The 18,248-nt window shown below is 71.4% G+C and carries 15 protein-coding genes; 8 read left to right on the top strand and 7 right to left on the bottom strand.

From position 1 onward, the window contains the following. Positions 1-45 precede the first annotated feature (45 nt). Together MWU75_RS17095 and MWU75_RS17090 are read right to left on the bottom strand one after the other, a co-directional pair. A complete protein-coding gene (locus tag MWU75_RS17095; RefSeq protein ID WP_247093194.1) occupies positions 46-480 on the bottom strand; it encodes a hypothetical protein in 435 nt (144 codons plus the stop codon). Between the two features lie 74 nt (positions 481-554). Continuing rightward, positions 555-791: a hypothetical protein gene (locus MWU75_RS17090; protein WP_247093192.1), complete on the bottom strand. Its 237-nt coding sequence runs from the start codon at positions 789-791 to the stop codon at positions 555-557. 123 nt (positions 792-914) lie between these two features. On the opposite strand from MWU75_RS17090, the gene MWU75_RS17085 reads away from it, so the two are divergent. Together MWU75_RS17085 and MWU75_RS17080 are read left to right on the top strand one after the other, a co-directional pair. Then, positions 915-1,457, top strand: coding sequence for a GNAT family protein (locus MWU75_RS17085; protein ID WP_247093190.1), 543 nt, complete (start codon positions 915-917; stop codon positions 1,455-1,457). A 45-nt stretch (positions 1,458-1,502) separates the two neighbouring features. Continuing rightward, on the top strand, positions 1,503-1,862 hold the full coding sequence (locus MWU75_RS17080; RefSeq protein WP_247093188.1) for an SdpI family protein: 360 nt from the start codon (positions 1,503-1,505) through the stop codon (positions 1,860-1,862). Positions 1,863-1,919: 57 nt separating this feature from the next. Here MWU75_RS17080 and MWU75_RS17075 read toward each other — a convergent pair whose 3' ends face one another. Together MWU75_RS17075 and MWU75_RS17070 are read right to left on the bottom strand one after the other, a co-directional pair. Beyond that, positions 1,920-3,887 (bottom strand): ABC transporter ATP-binding protein, encoded by a 1,968-nt coding sequence (locus MWU75_RS17075; RefSeq protein WP_348647799.1) that lies wholly within the window; start codon positions 3,885-3,887, stop codon positions 1,920-1,922. Beyond that, positions 3,884-5,827, bottom strand: coding sequence for an ABC transporter ATP-binding protein (locus MWU75_RS17070; RefSeq protein WP_247093186.1), 1,944 nt, complete (start codon positions 5,825-5,827; stop codon positions 3,884-3,886). Before MWU75_RS17070 ends, MWU75_RS17075 begins: the two co-directional genes overlap by 4 nt. Before the next feature lie 245 nt (positions 5,828-6,072). On the opposite strand from MWU75_RS17070, the gene MWU75_RS17065 reads away from it, so the two are divergent. Next, entirely contained in the window at positions 6,073-8,328 is a 2,256-nt protein-coding gene (locus MWU75_RS17065) for a prolyl oligopeptidase family serine peptidase (RefSeq protein WP_281497439.1), read from the top strand. Here the strand turns inward: MWU75_RS17065 and MWU75_RS17060 are convergent. After that, the gene (locus tag MWU75_RS17060) at positions 8,292-8,819 is read right to left on the bottom strand and encodes a MarR family transcriptional regulator (protein WP_247093184.1); all 528 of its coding nucleotides are present in this window, start codon (positions 8,817-8,819) and stop codon (positions 8,292-8,294) included. The two genes, MWU75_RS17065 and MWU75_RS17060, sit on opposite strands and share 37 nt — an antisense overlap. 59 nt (positions 8,820-8,878) lie before the next feature. Between MWU75_RS17060 and MWU75_RS17055 the strand changes: the two genes are divergently transcribed. Next, positions 8,879-9,901 carry an ABC transporter ATP-binding protein gene (locus MWU75_RS17055; protein ID WP_247093182.1) on the top strand — a complete coding sequence of 341 codons (1,023 nt, stop codon included), beginning with the start codon at positions 8,879-8,881 and terminating at the stop codon, positions 9,899-9,901. Next, entirely contained in the window at positions 9,898-11,484 is a 1,587-nt protein-coding gene (locus MWU75_RS17050) for a polyketide antibiotic transporter (protein WP_247093180.1), read from the top strand. The genes MWU75_RS17055 and MWU75_RS17050 overlap by 4 nt, the downstream gene beginning before the upstream one ends. 77 nt (positions 11,485-11,561) lie before the next feature. Here MWU75_RS17050 and MWU75_RS17045 read toward each other — a convergent pair whose 3' ends face one another. Together MWU75_RS17045 and MWU75_RS17040 are read right to left on the bottom strand one after the other, a co-directional pair. Then, positions 11,562-12,638 (bottom strand): hypothetical protein, encoded by a 1,077-nt coding sequence (locus tag MWU75_RS17045; protein WP_247093177.1) that lies wholly within the window; start codon positions 12,636-12,638, stop codon positions 11,562-11,564. Positions 12,639-12,747: 109 nt separating this feature from the next. Continuing rightward, on the bottom strand, positions 12,748-15,606 hold the full coding sequence (locus MWU75_RS17040) for a M4 family metallopeptidase (protein WP_247093175.1): 2,859 nt from the start codon (positions 15,604-15,606) through the stop codon (positions 12,748-12,750). Between the two features lie 199 nt (positions 15,607-15,805). Between MWU75_RS17040 and MWU75_RS17035 the strand changes: the two genes are divergently transcribed. From MWU75_RS17035 to MWU75_RS17025, 3 genes are read left to right on the top strand one after another with little or no spacing between them, the layout of a single operon-like run. Next, a complete protein-coding gene (locus MWU75_RS17035) occupies positions 15,806-16,312 on the top strand; it encodes a hypothetical protein (RefSeq protein WP_247093173.1) in 507 nt (168 codons plus the stop codon). A gap of 35 nt (positions 16,313-16,347) precedes the next feature. Then, positions 16,348-17,358 (top strand): MazG family protein, encoded by a 1,011-nt coding sequence (locus tag MWU75_RS17030; protein WP_247093171.1) that lies wholly within the window; start codon positions 16,348-16,350, stop codon positions 17,356-17,358. Further along, positions 17,355-18,194, top strand: a complete 840-nt coding sequence (locus MWU75_RS17025; protein WP_247093169.1) for a TrmH family RNA methyltransferase — start codon at positions 17,355-17,357, stop codon at positions 18,192-18,194. Before MWU75_RS17030 ends, MWU75_RS17025 begins: the two co-directional genes overlap by 4 nt. Positions 18,195-18,248: the final 54 nt, after the last annotated feature.

The following is an 18,248-nucleotide window of genomic DNA, read 5'->3' as shown; positions in this document are numbered from 1 at the left end:
CGACGTGCACGTCCTGGTCCCGCCCGAACCGGCGTGACCCTCCGGTCAGGAGGCCTGCTCCTCGATGGCGGCGCCCACGCGTGGCAGGGCGGCGACCACGTTCTCCCTCGCCTTGCTGCGCAGCGACCCGTAGACCTTGCGCACCACCGCGTTGGAGGTGCCGGCGACCTGCCCGTCGGTCACCGCCAGCAGCGCCTCGGCCGCCTCGTCCTGGCGGGCCACCAGGGTGTCCGCGAAGGGGGCGGTCCCGCGCTCGGCCCAGAACGGGTCCAGCGCCTGTGCGAAACCTGGCAGGAGCCGGTTGACGGCCTTGGCGGTGAAGCCGTCCGAGATCTTGGTGACCGCGGCATACCCGGTCTTGATGATCTTGCCGCCGATGCCCGACTTGGCGGCCACCTCGGCGTCCACGACGCGCACCAGGCTCTCCACGACGGCGGGGCGGCGGGCAGGATCGAGCAGGGTCTGCGACAGGGGACTCATGGCGACAGCCTAAATTGCCCGTCGCCCGCACCTCCGGTCGGGCGGGCCAACACGACGCTCGAGCAGGTCTGCTCTCACCCGTGGTGCTCGCGACTCAGATAGCGCACCGGTGTGCGGAGCGACTCCGCATAGGCGATCTCCTGCCTGGTCAACTCACCGAGGTAGCCCCCCGGGTCCACGATGAACACCTCGTCCGCCATACGAATCTTCTGGAGGTGCACACCGCTGAGCCGCCTCCTCAGCCCTGAGCTGTCGGCCGTCCAGTCGTAGTCCGGCAGGTCGGGGAGGCTGAACATCCCGAGGCTGATCACGACGCACCCTTCCATCGTCAGCCGTTGGTTGACCTCCGCGAACTCTGCCGGCCGTGGCCGTGCGGGTAGGTGACCACGTCTATCCGCTTGCAGTCCCGTGCATGCGTCGGGCTGAATGACGTGATGCTGCCCGACACCGTGCCGACCCTCGGCCACGATCCCATCGTCCTGCGCGCGTTTCGGGACGAGGACGCCGCCCTCGTGCAGTCGGTCGCGACTGATCCCCTGATCCCCCTGATCACGACCGTGCCGACCTCGGGTACCTCGGACGATGCCATCGCCTATATCCAGCGACAGCGCGAACGGCTCCGCACGGGCGCGGGCTACTCGTTTGCCATCGCGGAAGCAGGGACGGACGAGGCTGTCGGCCAGATCGGACTGTGGTTGGCAAAGATCGACGAGGGTCGCGCCAGCACCGGATACTGGGTCGCTCCCCAGCGTCGCCGCCGCGGTTACGTCACGGCTGCGCTGCATGCCTTGACCGACTGGGCCCTTCGTCTCGACGACGTGCACCGCCTTGAGCTGTACGTCGAGCCGTGGAACGATGGATCGTGGCGCGCTGCCGAGGCCTGCGGATACACGAGGGAGGGCCTGCTGCGGTCCTGGCAGCAGGTCGGCGACGAACGCAGGGACATGTATATGTACAGCCGAATCGAGTGCGAATGAGCCCACGCCGGGGCCCCTGTGACTGCGAGTTCTTGAGGAGGGAAGATGCTGCTCATTGTTGGTATGGCTCTCCTGGTGCTGTGGTCGATGTGGCAGCTGCAGCCTGACCGTATGGTGCGCAAGGGGCCTAATGCGTGGGTTGGCATGCGAAGCCCAGCCACGGTCGCCTCACGTGAGGCGTGGGCCGCGGCGCATCGGGCTGCTTGGCCCACGGCGCGGACCGGGTGCATTCTGGCGATCGCACTCCTCATCGCAGCGGCAATCTTCGCCATCGCCTCGTCCGGGCTCAGCCAGTGGGAGATCGGCTCCCTCGCACTGGGTGCGGTGACTGTCGTCATGCTCGTGACGTTCCTGATCGCTTTCCGTCGAGCAGAACGGGCGGCAGAAAGCGTAGCGGCGCAATGAAGGTGCGTCAGGAAGCCAGATAGTAGGTCCGGCGGGTGGACCCCGGTCGCCGAGGGGTCAGGTGGTCCAGGCGCGCCAGAGCGCGGCGTACTCGCCGTCGAGGGCGACGAGCTCGTCGTGGCTGCCGAGCTCGGCCACCCGGCCGTCGATGACGACCGCGATCCGATCGGCGTCGTGGGCGGTGTGGAGCCGGTGCGCGATGGCGACGACAGTCCGCTCGGAGAGCAGGGCGTTCATCGAGCCCTCCAGGCTCCGCGCGGTCCGCGGGTCGATCAACGAGGTGGCCTCGTCGAGCACGATCGTGTGCGGGTCGGCCAGGATCAGCCGCGCGAGGGCCACCTGCTGGGCCTGGCCGGGAGTAAGGTCCTGCGCCCCGGAGCCGATCCGGGAGTCCAGGCCGTCCGGGAGCCGGGAGACCCAGCCCCAGGCGTCGACCGCCCGCAGGGCGCGCTCGACCGACGCGTCGTCGGACCCCTCGCGCGCCAGCACGATGTTGTCGCGCACGGTGCCGATGAAGACGTGGTGCTCCTGGGTGACCAGAGCGACCTCCCGGCGCAGGTGGTCCAGCGGCAGCGCGGTCAGCTCGACCCCGCCGACGGTCACCGAGCCGGTCCGCGGGCCGTGGATGCCGGCAAGCAGCCGCCCCAGCGTCGACTTGCCCGACCCGCTGGGGCCGACGATGGCCAGGCGCTCGCCCGGCTCGAGGGACAGGTCTATGCCGTGCAGCACGTCGTGCCCGGGACGGTAGGCGTAGCGCAGGTCCGCACCCACCAACGTCGAGTCGAGCGGCTCCTCCTGCCCCGCCTCACGGTCCGGCGGCACGGTCGCGATGCCGAGCAGGCGGGTCGTCGAGGCGATGCCGACCTGCACGTTGTCGATCGTGTGCACGAGCATGTCGAACGGACCCCACAGCGCCTCGGTGTAGAGCACCGCGGTGGTGATCTGGCCGATCGTCGCCCAGTCCTGGGTGTAGGCCACCGCGCCGACCGCCAGCACCAGCACGCGCGGCAGGCTGAAGGCGAGGTCCATCACCAGGAACAGCAGGTTGCGCAGCGTCAGGCCGTAGCGCTCAGCCTGCGCCGACACCTCGATGTCGTCGTCACCGACGCCCAACCGCTGCGATCCGATGCGCAGCGCCTCGACGGTCCGGGCACCCTCGACCGTCTCGGTCAGGTGCGTGTTGATCCGCGAGTAGGTGCCGCCCTCGGTCAGGTAGCCGTTCGGCGCGCGCTTGAGGTAGCGGCGCACCTGCACCAGCGAGATCGCCAGCAGCACCAGCGACGGCAGCGCGAGCAGCCAGCTGTTGGCGATCATCGCCACCAGCGTGGCGACGACCGTCGTGCCGGCCACGATCACCTGCGGCAGGGCCCAGCGCACGCTCTCGCTCATTGTCCCGACGTCGCGGGTGACACGGGTGACCAGGTCACCGGAGCTGGCGCTCTCCACCCGCGAGAGGGGCAGGCGGAGGATGGCGCGCACGACATACTCCCGTGCGGAGGCCAGGATGCCCTGCCCGAGCACGGCGGAGGCGCTCTTGGCGGCGAGGGTCAGCAGCGCCTGCAACACGACGATGCCGGCGACCACCAGGGCCACCGAGTTAGCGGTGGCCATGGCCGCGTCGGTGCGACCGGCCTCGACGTCGGCGACGGTGCTGTCCACCAGCCGGCCCAGCCACCAGGGCACCAGCAGCCCCGCCACGGCGGCGAGGGCGTTGCCCAGGACGACGGCGACCACCCAGGGCTTGCGCTCGCCGAGGAGACGACCGATGAAGCGCACGACCTGGCGCGGCTGCGCGATCGGCAGCCCCTTGGTCGAGCTCATCGTGTCGGCCACGAACTCCGAGGCGCGCCGCTCGCGCAGCAGATGACGTCGGCGCATCGCCGCGGCACGCTCGGCCACGGTGGCGGTCGTGGGCGGCACCAGCTCCTCGGGGATCGCGGGGCCGTGGCGGTCCGCGGCGTCCCAGGTGCGTGCCGACTCCGCCGCCAGGTCCGGCGGCAGCAGCGGGGACTGGGTGGTGGTCACAACACCTCCTGGGGAGCTGGTCGGGTCATCGTTCGGTGGGTCCGGGGCGGGGTGTCGTCCGGCTCGGGCTGGTCGATGGTGGGTGCCTCGTCGCCACGGACCACGACCGACCTGTATGCCGGGTTGCCGGCCAGCAGGTCGGCGTGCGTCCCGTGGGCGGTCACCAGGCCGTCCTGCAGCAGGACGACCTCGTCGGCGTGGTGCAGCAGCAGCGGGGAGGCGGTCATGACGACCGTCGTCCGTCCCTCGCGCGCGCTGCCCAGGCGCTCGGCGATCCGGGCCTCGGTGTGGGCGTCCACGGCCGAGGTCGGCTCGACCAGGACCAGCACCTCGGGGTCGGCGGCGAGAGCCCGCATGAGGACCAGCCGCTGACGCTGGCCGCCGGACAGGCCGCGCCCGCGCTCGTCGAGCTCACCCGCCCAGCCGCCCGGGACGGCGTCGAAGACGTCGTCGGCCGAGGCGGCCCACAACGCGGACTCGGCGGCCTCGCGGCTCAACCGGCCGTGCGGGTCTATCGCCGAGCGCAGCGTGCCGGCGAAGACGTGCGGGCTGGTGTCGCTGACCAGGATGCGCGAGCGCACCTCGTCCAGGTCCGCCTCACCGAGGTCGACGTCGCCGACGCGCACGCCCCAGGCGCGGCGGGCGCGCTCCTCGTCGCGGACGGACTGCTCGGCGCGGGCGATCACCCGGCGGGCGCGCTCGCGGCGGGCCGCCCGGCCCTTGAGTTCCTCGGGGAGCTCCAGGCTGATCTGGGCGTCCGGCTCCTCGGGCAGGTAGCGGCCGAGGCGGTTGGCCAGCGCGGCCGAGTCGTCGGGCACGCCGGAGACGACCATGGTGAGGCGGCCGGGGGTGACGACAAGCCCGGAGGCGTCGTCGGTCACGGGCGCGCCGTGCGGCAGGCTGCGGGGAGCCGTGGGGTCGACCCACGGCGGGCGCTGCTCCAGGACGGCGATCGCCTTGCGGGCCGACACGACCGAGCGCGTCATCTTCTGGGCGAACTCCACGAAGGTGCGCATCGGCTGGATGAGGAACAGGCCGTAGCCCAGGACGCTGACCAGCTGGCCAACGCTGAGCCGCCCCTGGACGACCTCGCGGACGCCGACCCACATGAGGGCGACCACGAAGGCGCCGCTGAGCAGCACGCCCACCGCCTCCACGGCCGCCTGCCAGGTGCCGGCCGCGACGCCGGAGCTCCGGACCCGCTGGGACTGGCGGGCGTAGTTGCCGCCGAAGGTGCCCTCACCGCCGATGCCGCGCAGGATGCGCAGACCGCCGACGATGTCGGTGGCCATCGACGTGAGCTCGGAGTTGCGGGAGCGCTCGATGCCCTGCCAGCGCTGCATCGGGCGCAGCAGCGGCATGCCGCACACCACGAGCAGCGGGGCGGACAGCAGCACGAGCAGCCCCATGGAGGGGTTGATCGAGAGCACGATGGCCGCGACGCAGAAGAAGGCGACGAGCTCGGAGAAGGCGCGGGTGACGATCTCCATGAACCCGCCGAACTGGTCGCTGTCGCTGCCGGACACCGAGAGGACCTCACCGGTGGGCGTGCGGCGCGGCAGGACGTGGCCCAGCTGCAGGGTCTTGCGGGTGACCAGCTTGGTGGTGCCGTAGAGCGCCACGAGCCACTCCCGGACGATGACCGTGTGGTAGACGGTGCCGCTCAGGCCACCGATCACGGTCACGGCCAGGAGGATGAGCACCCACTGCAGGAGCGCGCCGGAGTCGCCGCCGACGATCCCGTCGTCGATCGCCCGGCCGACCAGCCAGGGGCCCAGCACCTGGGGCAGCATCCACACCAGGGCGATGGCCACGCCAGCCAGCGCGAGGGTGCCCTCGAGGCGGACGACCCACCACAGGAAGTGCCTGGGGCTGCGGGTGTCCGGCTGGGCGCCGTCGCGCGCTGAGTAGGCCCGGATCTCGGGCGGAAAGTCTTGCATGGCTTGATCTAGGGTACGGCGGTCCAGCGGGCACCAACCACCGAATTACCGACGCCCGAGCCGCGAACCTCGGCGGTGGATCCCACAGGTTAGGCGAGGCGGCTCGGTCCCGGGCAGCCTGGCACGGGGCGCGTCTCCCAGGTCCGGGATTTCGGTGCGAGCAGAAACGGCTCGGTGCGAGGGCCCGGCGCTCGCACCGCCCCCGATGTGCTCGCACCGATCTGCTCGCACCGACCTCGTGTGGCATGACCTCCCGTGTCACGGCTTCCGTGCCTGCCGGTCCGTTGGCAGCAGAGTCAGCGGTACGGCATACGGTGTGGGGCGTGATGACAGAGGACGAGAATGCCTGGCTGGAGGACGTCGAGGGGGAGGCTCAGCTGGACTGGGTGCGGGAGCGCAACGCCGGGGAGGCTGCGCGGCTCGCGGCCAGCCCGGAGTTCGTCGCGACCCGGGACCGGATCCTGGCGATGCTGGACTCCGACGCCAAGATCCCCGACGTCACCAAGATCGGCGAGCACTACTACAACTTCTGGAAGGACGCCGACCACGAGCGCGGCCTGTGGCGGCGCACCAGCCTGGAGTCCTACCGCACCGACGCCCCGGACTGGGAGACGGTGCTGGACCTGGACGAGCTCGGCCGCGCGGAGGGTGAGAACTGGGTCTGGCACGGCGCGACCGTCCTGCGCCGCAGCAGCGGGAGCGAGAGCGACGACCACCGCCTGGCCATGATCGACCTGTCCCGCGGGGGCGCCGACGCCGACGTGTCCCGCGAGTTCGACCTGCACACCAAGACGTTCGTCACCGGCGGCTTCCACCGCCCGGAGTCCAAGGGCTCGGTCTCGTGGGTGGACGCCGACACGCTCCTGGTCTCCACCGACACCGGACCGGGCAGTATGACGGACAGCGGCTATCCCAGGATCGCTCGCCGCTGGCGGCGGGGCACCGAGCTGGGGCAGGCGCCGGTCGTCTTCGAGGGGCAGTCCACGGACATCGGGGTGTGGGCCTTCCACGACGACACCCCGGGGCACGAGCGGGACGTGATCCACCGCGGGATCACCTTCTACACCAGCGAGCTGCACGTCCTGGACGGCGCGGGCAGGCCGGTGCGGGTCGACGTCCCGGACTCGGCCGAGGCGGGCGTGGCCCGCGAGTGGCTCACGGTCGAGCTGCGGGAGGACTGGACTCCCGCAGGCCAGAACGCTGCGGACCAGACCACCGGGGACCAGAACACGGGGGACCAGACCACCGCGGGCCGGACCTATCGCGCCGGCTCGCTCCTCGGCATACCGCTGGAGGAGTTCCTGGCCGGGTCGCGGGACCTGCAGGAGCTCTACGTCCCGACCCCGACCAGCTCGCTCGCGGGGCACACCTGGACGCGGCACCACCTCGTGCTCAACATCCTCGAGGACGTCACCAACCGGCTCGAGGTGCTCACGCCCGCTGCGGAGGGCAAAGGGTCGGCAGGCTTCACCCGGCGGCCGTTCGCGGGGGCCCCGGAGGTCGGCACGACGGTGGTGGCGGCCGTCGACCGCACCGATTCGGACCTGGTCTGGCTCTACACCACCGACTTCCTCACCCCGACCACGCTGTCACTCGCGGACGTCGCCGCAGCGGCCGACCTGGAGGACTACGGCGCTGCCGCGGCGGAGGACCTCGGCGCTGCCGCGCCAGAGCCCCTCAAGGCGATGCCGACCTTCTTCGACGCCGACGGGCTGGTGGCCGAGCAGCGGTTCGTGACCTCCGACGACGGCACGCGGGTGCCCTACTTCCTGGTCCACCGGGCGGACCTGCCCGCCGACGGGACCACGCCGACCCTGCTCTACGGCTACGGCGGGTTCGAGGTCTCCCTCACCCCGACATACTCCGGCGGGCTGGGGGCGGCGTGGCTGGAGCGCGGCGGGGCCTACGCCCTGGCCAACATCCGGGGCGGCGGGGAGTACGGCCCCGGCTGGCACCAGGCCGCGCTGAAGGCCAATCGGCACCGGGCCTACGAGGACCTGGCGGCCGTGGCCCGCGACCTCGTGGACACCGGGGTGACCGCGCCCGAGCGGCTCGGCGTGCAGGGCGGCTCGAACGGCGGTCTGCTCACCGGCAACATGCTCACGCAGTATCCCGAGCTGTTCGGCGCGGTCGTGATCCAGGTGCCGCTGCTGGACATGCAGCGCTACTCGCACCTGCTCGCGGGTGCGTCGTGGATGGCGGAGTACGGCGACCCGGACGTGCCGGAGGAGTGGAAGTTCATCGCGACCTTCAGCCCCTACCACCTGCTCGACCCCGACCGGGACTACCCGCCCGTGCTGTTCACCACCTCGACCCGGGACGACCGGGTGCACCCCGGCCACGCCCGGAAGATGGCGGCCCGGATGCTCGCGGCGGGCAAGGACGTGACCTACTACGAGAACATCGAGGGGGGCCACGGGGGAGCGGCGACCAACGGCCAGCTCGCGCACATGCAGGCGCTGGCCTACCGCTTCCTGGCTGAGCGGCTCGGGCTGGACTGACTCGGGTCGGTGCCGCGGCTGCGTGCGTACCACCGCTGCATCACCCCGTCCATCTCCTCCAGGAGGAAGCCGAAGAACTCCTGCAGCTCGGTCAGGCGCCGGGCCGCGGACCCTCCGGGCTCGACGACGGCCAGGCCGCGCCCGAAGCCGACCACCCAGGCCTGCAGGGCCCTGGTGTCGTGCGCGATGAGGCGGATGAGGGAGTCGCTGTCCACGACATACTGCTCGCGGCGGGTTCCCGGCACGCTGCGTCGGGACACCATGCCGATCTGGGTGAGCCAGCGGACCGCCGTCGAGACCGCGGCCGGGCTGACCTGCAGCGTCGCGGCCAGCTCGGCCGCCGTCATACTGCCGCCCTCGCTGACCAGGATCGCGGCGTAGACGCGGGAGGGCATCCGCTGCACCCCGGAGGCCGTGATCGTCGCGGCGAGCTCCTCGACGTAGGCGAGCTGCTCGGGCGTGAAGCCCTCCGGCACACTCTGCTCCGCCACCCTGGCCTCCTCGGTTAATTAGATTCACAAAATCGTGAAGTTCCTGTAGATTCTACAGTATGGATGCACCGATTGTCGTGGAGCAGCTGCACAAGTCCTTCGGGTCGACCCACGCGCTGGACGGGCTCGACCTGAGGGCCGAGCAGGGGGAGGTGCACGGGTTCCTCGGGCCCAACGGCTCGGGCAAGTCCACCACCATTCGGGTGCTGCTGGGGCTGCTGCGACCGGACGCGGGGCGGGCCGTGCTGCTCGGCGGCGACCCGTGGCGGGACGCGGCGACGCTGCACCGGCACCTGGCCTACGTGCCCGGTGACGTGGCGCTGTGGCCCGGCCTGTCCGGCGGCGAGGTCATCGACCTGATCGGCCGGCTGCGCGGCGGGCTGGACGAGACCCGGCGCGCCGAGCTGCTGCGGGACTTCGAGCTCGACGCGACCAAGAAGAGCCGCACCTACTCCAAGGGCAACCGGCAGAAGGTCGCGCTCGTGGCCGCGCTCGCCTCGCGGGCCGACCTGTTGATCCTCGACGAGCCGACCAACGGGCTGGACCCGCTGATGGCCGAGGTCTTCCAGACGTGGATCCGGCGGGTCAAGGACGAGGGGCACACCGTCCTGCTGAGCAGCCACATCCTGGCCGAGGTCGAGGCGCTCTGCGACCGGGTCTCGATCATCCGGGCCGGCGCCACCGTGCAGAGCGGCACGCTGGCCGACCTGCGTCACCTGACCACGACCACGGTCATCGCCGAGACGGTCCGCCCCGCGGACGGCCTGGCCGGGGTCACGGGGGTCAGCGACCTGGAGCGCACCGACGGCCGCGTCACCTTCCAGGTGGACACCAAGCACCTGGACGGGGCCGTGGCGCACCTGTCGAGCCTGGGGATCCGGTCGCTCATCAGCCACCCGCCGACCCTGGAGGAGCTCTTCCTCACGCAGTATGGCGACCGGTTGCCCGAGCACGCCGGCTCCGGTCAGCCGGGTGCGGACTCCGATCAGTCGGGTGCGGTCTCCGATCGATCGGGTGCGGACTCCGATCAGGCGGGTGCCGATCCCGGTCAGCAGCGCGGCGTGGAGGGAGGCCGGCCGTGAGCGGGCTGATCGGCACGGGCCAGCTGGTCCGGCTCTTCCTCCGGCTGGACCGGGTCCACCTGCCGCTGTGGATCGTGGGCATCGTCGGGATCGTCGCGGCCTCCGCATCGGCCGTGCAGGGCCTCTACACGACCCCGGAGCTGCGGGCGGGGTATGCCGCGACCGTCACCAACAGTCCCGCCGCGATCGCCATGAGCGGGCCGCCGCAGGCGCTCGACACGGTCGGTGGCATCACCCTGTTCGAGATCAACCTGACCGCAGCGGTCGGTGTCTCACTGATGGCGATCTTCCTGACCGTGCGGCACACCCGCGCCGAGGAGGAGGCCGGGCGGACCGAGCTGCTGCGGGCCGGGGTGCTGGGCCGCCACGCCCCGCTGGCCGCCGCTCTCATCGTGGTCGGGGGTGCGAGCCTGCTGGTGGGTCTGCTCCTCGCGGCTTCGCTGACTGGACTGGGGCTGCCGGCCAGCGGGTCGATGCTCTTCGGGTCGTCGATGGCCTGCCTGGGCGTCGTCTTCTGTGCGGTGACCGCGGTCGCCGCCCAGCTCACCGAGCACGCGCGCGCCGCGCTGGGGATGTCCGTGGCGGTCCTCGGTGTCGCCTGGGCGCTGCGCTCCCTCGGGGACGTCCGGGAGTCGGCCCTGACCTGGGCCTCGCCGGTCGGGTGGGTCCAGGCGGTGCACGCGTTCGGCGCCGAGCGCTGGTGGCCCCTGCTGCTCCCGGTCGCGACCGCCGTCGGCCTCACCGCCGTCGCGGTCGAGCTGACCCGTCGTCGCGACGTCGGCGCGGGACTGGTGCCGCCACGACCGGGACCCGCACGGGCCTCCCACCTGCTCTCCTCGGTGCCGGGCCTGGCGCTCCGGCAGCAGCGGTCGTCGCTGCTGTGGTGGTCGGTCGGCCTCTTCCTGGCTGGCCTTGCGTTCGGGTCGTTCGGGGAGGAGGTCACCACGATGCTGGAGGACAACCCGGAGCTCGGCGAGCTGCTGGGCGGTGGCGGGGACGACCTGGTGGCCGGCTACTTCGGGCTGATCCTGCTGATCCTGGTGCTCATCGTTGCCTGCTTCACCGTGTCCTCGGTGCAGCGCCTACGCTCCGAGGAGGCCGCCGCCAGGGCCGAGCTCGTGCTGGCCACACGCACGCCGCGGGCGTCCTGGCAGCTCGGCTGGCTCGGCGTGACCGCGGTCGGCACGGTGCTCGTCACGCTGGCCACCGGGGTCGGTGTCGCCGTCGCGGACACGCTGGTCAGCGGGTCTGCCGAACGCTTCGGTGAGCTGCTGGCTGCGACCGCGGCCTACCTGCCTGCCATTGCCGTCATCGGTGGCCTCGCCGCGGCGCTGCACGGGTGGGCACCCCGGCTCAGCCTCCTCGTCTGGGTCGTCCTGGCCGGGTGCTTCGTCGTCGGCTGGCTCGGCGACCTGCTCGAGATCCCGGAGGCGGTGCGCAACCTGTCGCCGTTCAACCTGACGCCGCGGATGCCGCTGGAGTCGATGGACTGGGGTGTGGCGTTATCGCTCAGTGTGCTCGCAGGGCTGCTGCTGGCCCTGGCCGTGCTGGGCTTCCGGCGACGCGACGTTGGGGTGGCGTGACCTGCGGTCAGCCGTGGACCCGTTCGGAGCCGTGGCCAGTCACAGCCAACCCCCTGGACCCCCTCAGCCGCGGCCCGTCACAGCCAACCCCGTCGGGTGGCCTGCAGGCCTGCCTGAAATCGGGTTGCGGTGCCGAGTCGTTGCAGCAGGGCGGAGATGCGGCGGCGTGCGGTGTGCACGTGGACGTCGAGCTGGCGGGCGATCGCCTCGTCCTTCGACCCACTTGCCAGGAGCCCGAGCAGCACGCGCTCATCCTCGGTCGGTCCCCGTTCCGCGTCCGTGCCCAGAGGCAGGGCGCTGGACCACATCTCCTCGAACAGCGGCAAGAAGATGTTCATCAGCAGACCATTGCTGATCACCAGGGCCGCTGAGCCTGGGTCGGCCAGCGCGGAGGGCGGCACCATGGCGGTGACGCGATCCACGACGATCATTTTTGTCGGCAGGGTCGGTCGGACCCGCACCTCGAGCCCCAGTGCGGCCAACTCGTTCATCTCAGCCATCCGATGCGGGATGTCGATGCCCTGCTGGGCAATCACGTGGCGGACCTTCACTCCGCGCAGGAGGGCCTGCCCCGCGACGTCGTTCACCGCTGACTTGAGGGGGTGGTCCGGGCTCACAGGGGCATCCGAGGGTGTGGCATCCTCGGCCTGGTCCGCATACTCCGGAGTGCTGAGCTGGGCATAGGGCGGCGCGTTGAGGACCAGGACCTCGCTGCGGGCCGAGGACATCACTGCGGTGGCTCGCTCACCTACGGCTCGCGCCCCGTTGACCAGCTCGACGCCGTCAGCGCCCACAGCCTCGGGGAGCTGACCCACCAGCCGGGTGACGACCTCATCAATGCGCCCGGCGGCATGCTCGAGCTCGGACGTCTCGGCGTGAACCTCGGCCATCCGCGCGTGGAGGAACGCCCGCACCGCGTTGCCCGGCGACGTCGGCACCCGACCTGAGATGAACCCGCGCTGCGCCAGCCGATCGATGGCTGACTCGATGTTCTCCTGCGCCAGATCGGTCGTCGCGCCCAGCGCCGGGAGGTCCGTGGCGTCTCCGGCGTCCAGGATGGCGCGATAGACGTGCACGTCCTCGGGGTTCAGACCGAGCCAGGGCGTTGCCGCGAGGACTGCCGCCACGCCCGCGTCGGGGCCGTCTTCAGGCATGCGACGGAGTCTATTGGGCGGCCTTGGCGCGCCGACCCAGGCCCGAGACAGGGGCGGCTGGCTCCCCCATGGAGGGCGGGGGAGCCAGCCGCTGATGTCAGCTTTGGCGTCAGCAGTGACGCTTGGGACGATCCTGGACCACCAGGTGCGTCTCACCGGTCGTGCCGTCGAGCCACAGCACGCGCTTGCCCTCGTCGGCAGCCGCGAATATCTGCTCGCCACGGTTGCACGACATCCGCAGCGGGCTCGGGTTGCGCTTGGACTTCCCGTCGATGGACAACTGGTAGAGCTTGGGCAGCGTCTCGTTGGCGTAGTCCGTTGCCGGCGCGATGCTGGTGACGGTGACCGCGTCCTCGGACGCGGTCAACGAGTATGCAGCGAGCGCGGCGGGACCGGTCTCTGCGGACAACTCCCTCAGGCCGGTGCCGTCGAGCCTGGCGCCACGCACCGCGGCCTTGCGCTGGTCGGTGTCATCGTTGTCCTCGATCCAGTAGACGGCGTCGGAGGTGAGCGCGGTCTGACCGATGGCCATCACGCCGTCCGGGTCGATAGGCATCAGGGTCTTGGTGCCCGCCTCGGTGTCGAACACCTCGACGCCCAGCTTGTAGCCGTCGCTGGCAGCCCACATCTTCGCGTAGGCGATCCGGCCGTCCTTCACCGAGGGCAGGGCGGTGATCACAGCCGGAGTGCCGGTGTCGACGAGGCCTTTCGCTCCGGTGCGGGTGTTGGTGTAGGCGACGTGCTGGACGCCGGTGGTGTAGTCGGTGACGGTCTTCACGACGAGATCACCGTCGACGGCCAGGGACGACGTGGGGCCGTTGTGACTGAACACGATCGGTGTCGCCACGCCGCGCCCCAGCGGGCGGGACCAGAAGTCGATGACGGTGCCGGTGTACTCGGCCCACACCACCGACTCGCCATCGGTGTCGGCGTAGACGTTGAACGAGCCGTTGTTTGGGCTCATCAGCCGTGGCTCGGTCCTGCCGTCGGTGTCACCGACCCAGATGGAGTACGGCTCGCTGCCGTCGGCATTGGAGCGCGACACCGCGTAGTGGCCGCCGCCGGCACCGACTCCGGTGCCGGCGATGTTCAGGTAGGGCAGCAGGGTCGTCGTGTCGACGCCGAGCTCGGTCTCCCAGCCCGGGACGATGCCGTGGTCGGCGAAGGAGTCCGAGATGGTGCGCAGCTCGGCGCTGGTCGCACCGAGTTCCTCGGCCGCGCCGATGACCGCGGCACGACTGTCCGTGAATCCGTCCAGGGGCGTCATGTAGGCAGTCAGTGCGCGGTAGACGATCTGGTCGGCGCGCTCGCCACCGAGCCCATGGCGGATGTCCCACAGGGCGCCGCTGAAGATCGGTGAGTTCAGGTGCACCCCACCGTTGTCACCGGCAAAGGTGGTGCCGATGAGGTCGTCGTAGGTGGTGAGGTCGTTGTCCAGGTCGCGCAGGGCGCACTCGCGGGGGCTCAGCGTGCGGCACAGGTCCTCCCCGAGCAGTCCGGCGTCGGGATCGCTCATCGACATTCCCTCGGCCTCCAGGTCGATGGCGTTGCCGAAGTAGTCTGCGATGGCCTCACTGACCGCCCCGGGCTGGCCGGCGTAGACCAGGTTTGCGCTGTGCTGGATGACGCCGTGTGTCATCTCGTGTCCGACGACGTCGGTATCGGCGGAAAAGGTGCGATACTCCCCGGCTCCCTGGCCGTACACCATCTTCGTGCCGTCCCAGAAGGCGTTGAGGTAGGGACCCCCGTTGGCCGTCACGCCGACCAGGGAGTTGATGAAGCCGTCCTTGTCGTCCAGACCCTTCCGCCCGAAGTGGGTGCGGTAGTAGTCGTAGACCTGGTGTGCCGCCCAGTGGGCGTCCACCGCTCCCGACTCGGTGAACTCTCCCTCGAGGTGGGTCGAGTCGGACGCGAAGATCTTGACGCTGCTGGGCCACCCGCCAGCGGCATGGGTCGCGTCGACACCGCGGGCATCCCAGGTCCCGAGCAGTGTGCCCACGAAGGGCGTGGCATCATCGCGGAAGCCGTAGTCGTACATCTGGTAGGACCCGTTGGCCGCCTGATAGAGGTTGAGCGGCACCTCCGAGCCGTTGTAGCGGACACCCGTCCCCTCGGTGACCAACTGGGTGCTCGTGGGGGTGGCGGTCGCGGCGGCCCCGGAGGTGGCGGCTGCACCCCTCGCGGTGGCCTGGTCGGCGCTGGCGAAGGACTTGATCGAGCTGTAGCTCAGCACCGGGAAGCCCGCCTGCGCATCGACGTACACCTCCTGACGGACGGGCGTGCCGTCAGCTGAGTTGACCCCGGTGACGGTGACGTGCCGGGTGAGGACGCCGTCTCCCCGCGGCAGGATGGTCAGACCCTGGGCGGTGCCGGTCAGTGGGGTGTCCGCCGCGTCTGTCAGGGCATCCCGCCGCAGGGGGGCGGGGCCGAACTGAGTGCCGACAGCAGCGACAGCGCGCTCGACCGCCACCTCCTCCGACACCGACGGCTGAACGGACTCCAGGCTCAGGTCGGTGAAGTACTTCCCGGAGGTGCCGGTGACGGTGCGGGCATCCTGCGTGGTCTCCATGCGCACGACGTACTGAGCCCCCAGGACATCGACGCCCTGGTACTGCTGCTGGAAACGCACCACCTCCTGGCCGGGCGTCCGGTGGGTGGCCACCTCCGTCAAGGTGCGGGCGGGATTGTCGATGTGGAAGCGTCCCTGCTGGGCAGCCAGGAACCCGCGTGCTGCCTGGGCGGCGGACTGCCCCGGCTCGGTCGTGGCCTGCAGTCCGGTGACCATCGACGGCGTGTCGGTCTCGGCGTTGTCGGTGCGGTCGCCGGTCACTGCCACCCCCGGGGCCGCGGGCAGGTCCTCCGGCGTGGCGTTGGCGGCCGGCAGGGCGGACAGGATCAGGCCGGAGACGGCAGCGACTGCCAGGCTGGCGCCGCCCACCCCCCGGCGCTTGCGTGCTGTGGATCGCATCTTCTTCCTTCGGGTACCCCACGCAACGGTGGGTGCGGAACGAACCCCTTCATGGAACGGGGAGGGTGGGCGCCGGGACAATGCCTGTTGGGTGCCGACAACTGAGGTTGCTCACTTGTGAGCGCCAGTGGTGCGGGACCAGCGGTCGAGTCCGCGAGGGATGCCGTCGCCGCGACGGCGGGGTGACATGATGGGCGCCGTGAGGATCGCAACAACGTCTCTGACCCGCGCCGCCCGTCCGGTGACTGCCCTGGCAGTCGGGGCTCTCGTGCTCACCGGTTGCGGCATGTCCGGCAGCACCGCCGCCGTCGTTGACGGCGAGGTGATCACCGTCAAGCAGCTGCAGGCGGCCACCGCGGACTTCAACCAGCTGCCGGTGACCCCGGTGGCGCCGACCGAGGTGCTCACGCTGCTGATCTACCGCGACGCGGCGGCCGAGGCCTACGCCGGCGCGGGCAACCCACCGATCAGCGAGTCGCAGGTGATCACCCAGCTGCGGGGCGCGGGCATCGAGGAGCCCAGCCAGGACCTGGTTGACCTCTATCGCACGATCGTCCACCTCCAGGGGGCGGGCGACGTGCCCTCGACCGAAGGCGTCGAGATCGAGGTCAACCCGCGCTTCGGCACCTGGGACGCGGAGGCCCGCCAGGTGATGGCGGAGTCCCCGAGCTGGATCACCGAGGTCTCCGCCGAGGTGCAGAACTGAGCGGTCGCCTCAGCCTGCTGCTGACCTCACCGCGGTTGGCCCCCGGCCTGCTGTCGCGCGAGGCGTGGCGCAGTCTCGAGGAGGCCGACGTCGTGCTGGCCCGCACCCTCACCGATCCCCAGCCCCGCGCCATACTCGCTGCCGGCATCGCGGTCTCCGCCGCGGACGGTGAGGTGCGCGCACTGGCCCGGGAGCTGCTCGACCGGGCTGCCGACGCTGCCGTCGCGTGGGTAGGCTCGCCCGACGGTGACCCCGGCCTGACCGACGCACTCGCCGCCGAGGCGACCCGCCGCGACGCCCCCGAGCTCGAGGTCCTGGTCGGGTCCTGGGACCAACCCGGTGCCCGGCTGCTCGACGTTGTCGCCGTCATGGACCGGCTCCGGTCGCCCGGCGGCTGCCCGTGGGACGCGGCGCAGACCCATCAGAGCCTGGTGCCCTACCTGATCGAGGAGGCGCACGAGGCGGTCGAGGCGCTGGAGTCCGGCGATGACGGCCACATCGCCGAGGAGCTCGGGGACGTGCTGCTGCAGGTGGTCTTCCACGCGCGGGTGGCCGCCGAGCGCGAGGATGGCTTCGACATCGACGACATCGCCGGACGGCTGGTTGACAAGCTCGTGCACCGCCACCCGCACGTCTTCGCCGATGTCGAGGCCGCGGACGCGGCGGCCGTCGAGGCCAACTGGGAGCAGCTCAAGGCGACCGAGAAGCCGCACCGCGAGCATCCGCTCGAGGGCATCCCCGCCGGTATGTCGGCGCTCGCCCGCGCGACCAAGGTCGCCACCCGCCTGGAGCGGGCCGGTCTGCGCGCGTGGTTGCGCGCTGAGGTCGATGGGCGGCTCGCTGTTGTGGGCTCAGACGACGGGGGGCACGATGGCGCGGGCACGGTCGGTGTGGGCCCGGACGGTGCGGGCGCAGACGGAGTGATCGCCGCACGGCTCATGGACGTGGTGCTGGCCGCGCGGGCCGCCGGCGTCGACCCGTCGTCCGCGCTGCGCGGGCTGCTGCGCGACCTGGGGGCGACCGACCCGGCCGCCGGCTCGTCATGAGCCCCGAGCTGCGCATCCACAGCCGCAACGCGACCTTCCAGGAGTGGCACGCCCTGCTGGGCAACCGGACCAAGCGCTCCCGGCGGCGGGAGTTCGTCGTGCAGGGCGTCCGTCCGCTGACCCTGGCGCTGGAGCGCGGGTGGACGGTGCGCGCCCTGCTACGCACGCAGGCCCCGCTGTCCTCCTGGGCCGAGGGAGTCTGGCAGGGGACCGCGGCGCAGGCGCACGTCATACTGCCGCAGGAGCTGATGGCCGAGCTGGGCGGCAAGGACGAGTCGGCCCCCGAGTTGCTGGCTGTCCTGGAGCTCCCGGCCGACGACCTGGACCGCTTGGTCGACCCAGGCCGGGCGCACCAGCCGCTGGTCACGGTCTTCGACCGACCCGGCAGCCCCGGGAACATCGGGACGCTGGTGCGGTCGGTCGACGCCTTCGGCGGCAGCGGGGTCGTGGTGACCGGGCACGCGGCCGACCCCTACGACCCGCGGTGCGTGCGGGCGAGCACCGGATCCCTGCTGAGCGTGCCGGTGGTGCGGGTGCCCTCGCACGCCGAGGTGCTGGCCTGGGTGCGTGGCCGGTCTGCGGACGGGGCCGCGTGGCAGGTCCTGGGCCTGGACGAGGGCGGCGACCTGCCGCTGGTCGAGGCCGATCTGAGCGGCCCGACCGTGCTGGTCGTCGGCAACGAGACCCGCGGGCTGACCCGTGCCTGGCGTGAGGCGTGTGACGCCGTGGTGAGCATCCCGATGGTGGGGTCCGCGAGCTCGCTGAACGCCGCGGTGGCCGGCTCGGTCGTGCTGCACGAGGCACTGCGCCAGCGACAGGCACTCCGGGGCTGTTGACGCAACGCCGCGCGCCCGGTGGGGGTTGGGCGGCGCGGGCCGTTAGGCTCAAGG

Origin of the sequence: Ornithinimicrobium sp. F0845 (assembly GCF_023015765.1) — a bacterium.
GTDB lineage: Bacteria > Actinomycetota > Actinomycetes > Actinomycetales > Dermatophilaceae > Ornithinicoccus.
This window is presented reverse-complemented; position numbering and strand designations above follow the sequence as displayed.

Bases quoted from the DNA above. Each gene is read 5' to 3' on its own strand.
- MWU75_RS17095 (WP_247093194.1), bottom strand. From the start codon at position 480: ATGAGTCCCCTGTCGCAGACCCTGCTCGATCCTGCCCGCCGCCCCGCC.
- MWU75_RS17085 (WP_247093190.1), top strand. From the start codon at position 915: ATGCTGCCCGACACCGTGCCGACCCTCGGCCACGATCCCATCGTCCTG.
- MWU75_RS17080 (WP_247093188.1), top strand. From the start codon at position 1,503: ATGCTGCTCATTGTTGGTATGGCTCTCCTGGTGCTGTGGTCGATGTGG.
- MWU75_RS17070 (WP_247093186.1), bottom strand. From the start codon at position 5,827: ATGCAAGACTTTCCGCCCGAGATCCGGGCCTACTCAGCGCGCGACGGC.
- MWU75_RS17065 (WP_281497439.1), top strand. From the start codon at position 6,073: ATGACCTCCCGTGTCACGGCTTCCGTGCCTGCCGGTCCGTTGGCAGCA.
- MWU75_RS17055 (WP_247093182.1), top strand. From the start codon at position 8,879: ATGGATGCACCGATTGTCGTGGAGCAGCTGCACAAGTCCTTCGGGTCG.
- MWU75_RS17045 (WP_247093177.1), bottom strand. From the start codon at position 12,638: ATGCCTGAAGACGGCCCCGACGCGGGCGTGGCGGCAGTCCTCGCGGCA.
- MWU75_RS17040 (WP_247093175.1), bottom strand. From the start codon at position 15,606: ATGCGATCCACAGCACGCAAGCGCCGGGGGGTGGGCGGCGCCAGCCTG.
- MWU75_RS17025 (WP_247093169.1), top strand. From the start codon at position 17,355: ATGAGCCCCGAGCTGCGCATCCACAGCCGCAACGCGACCTTCCAGGAG.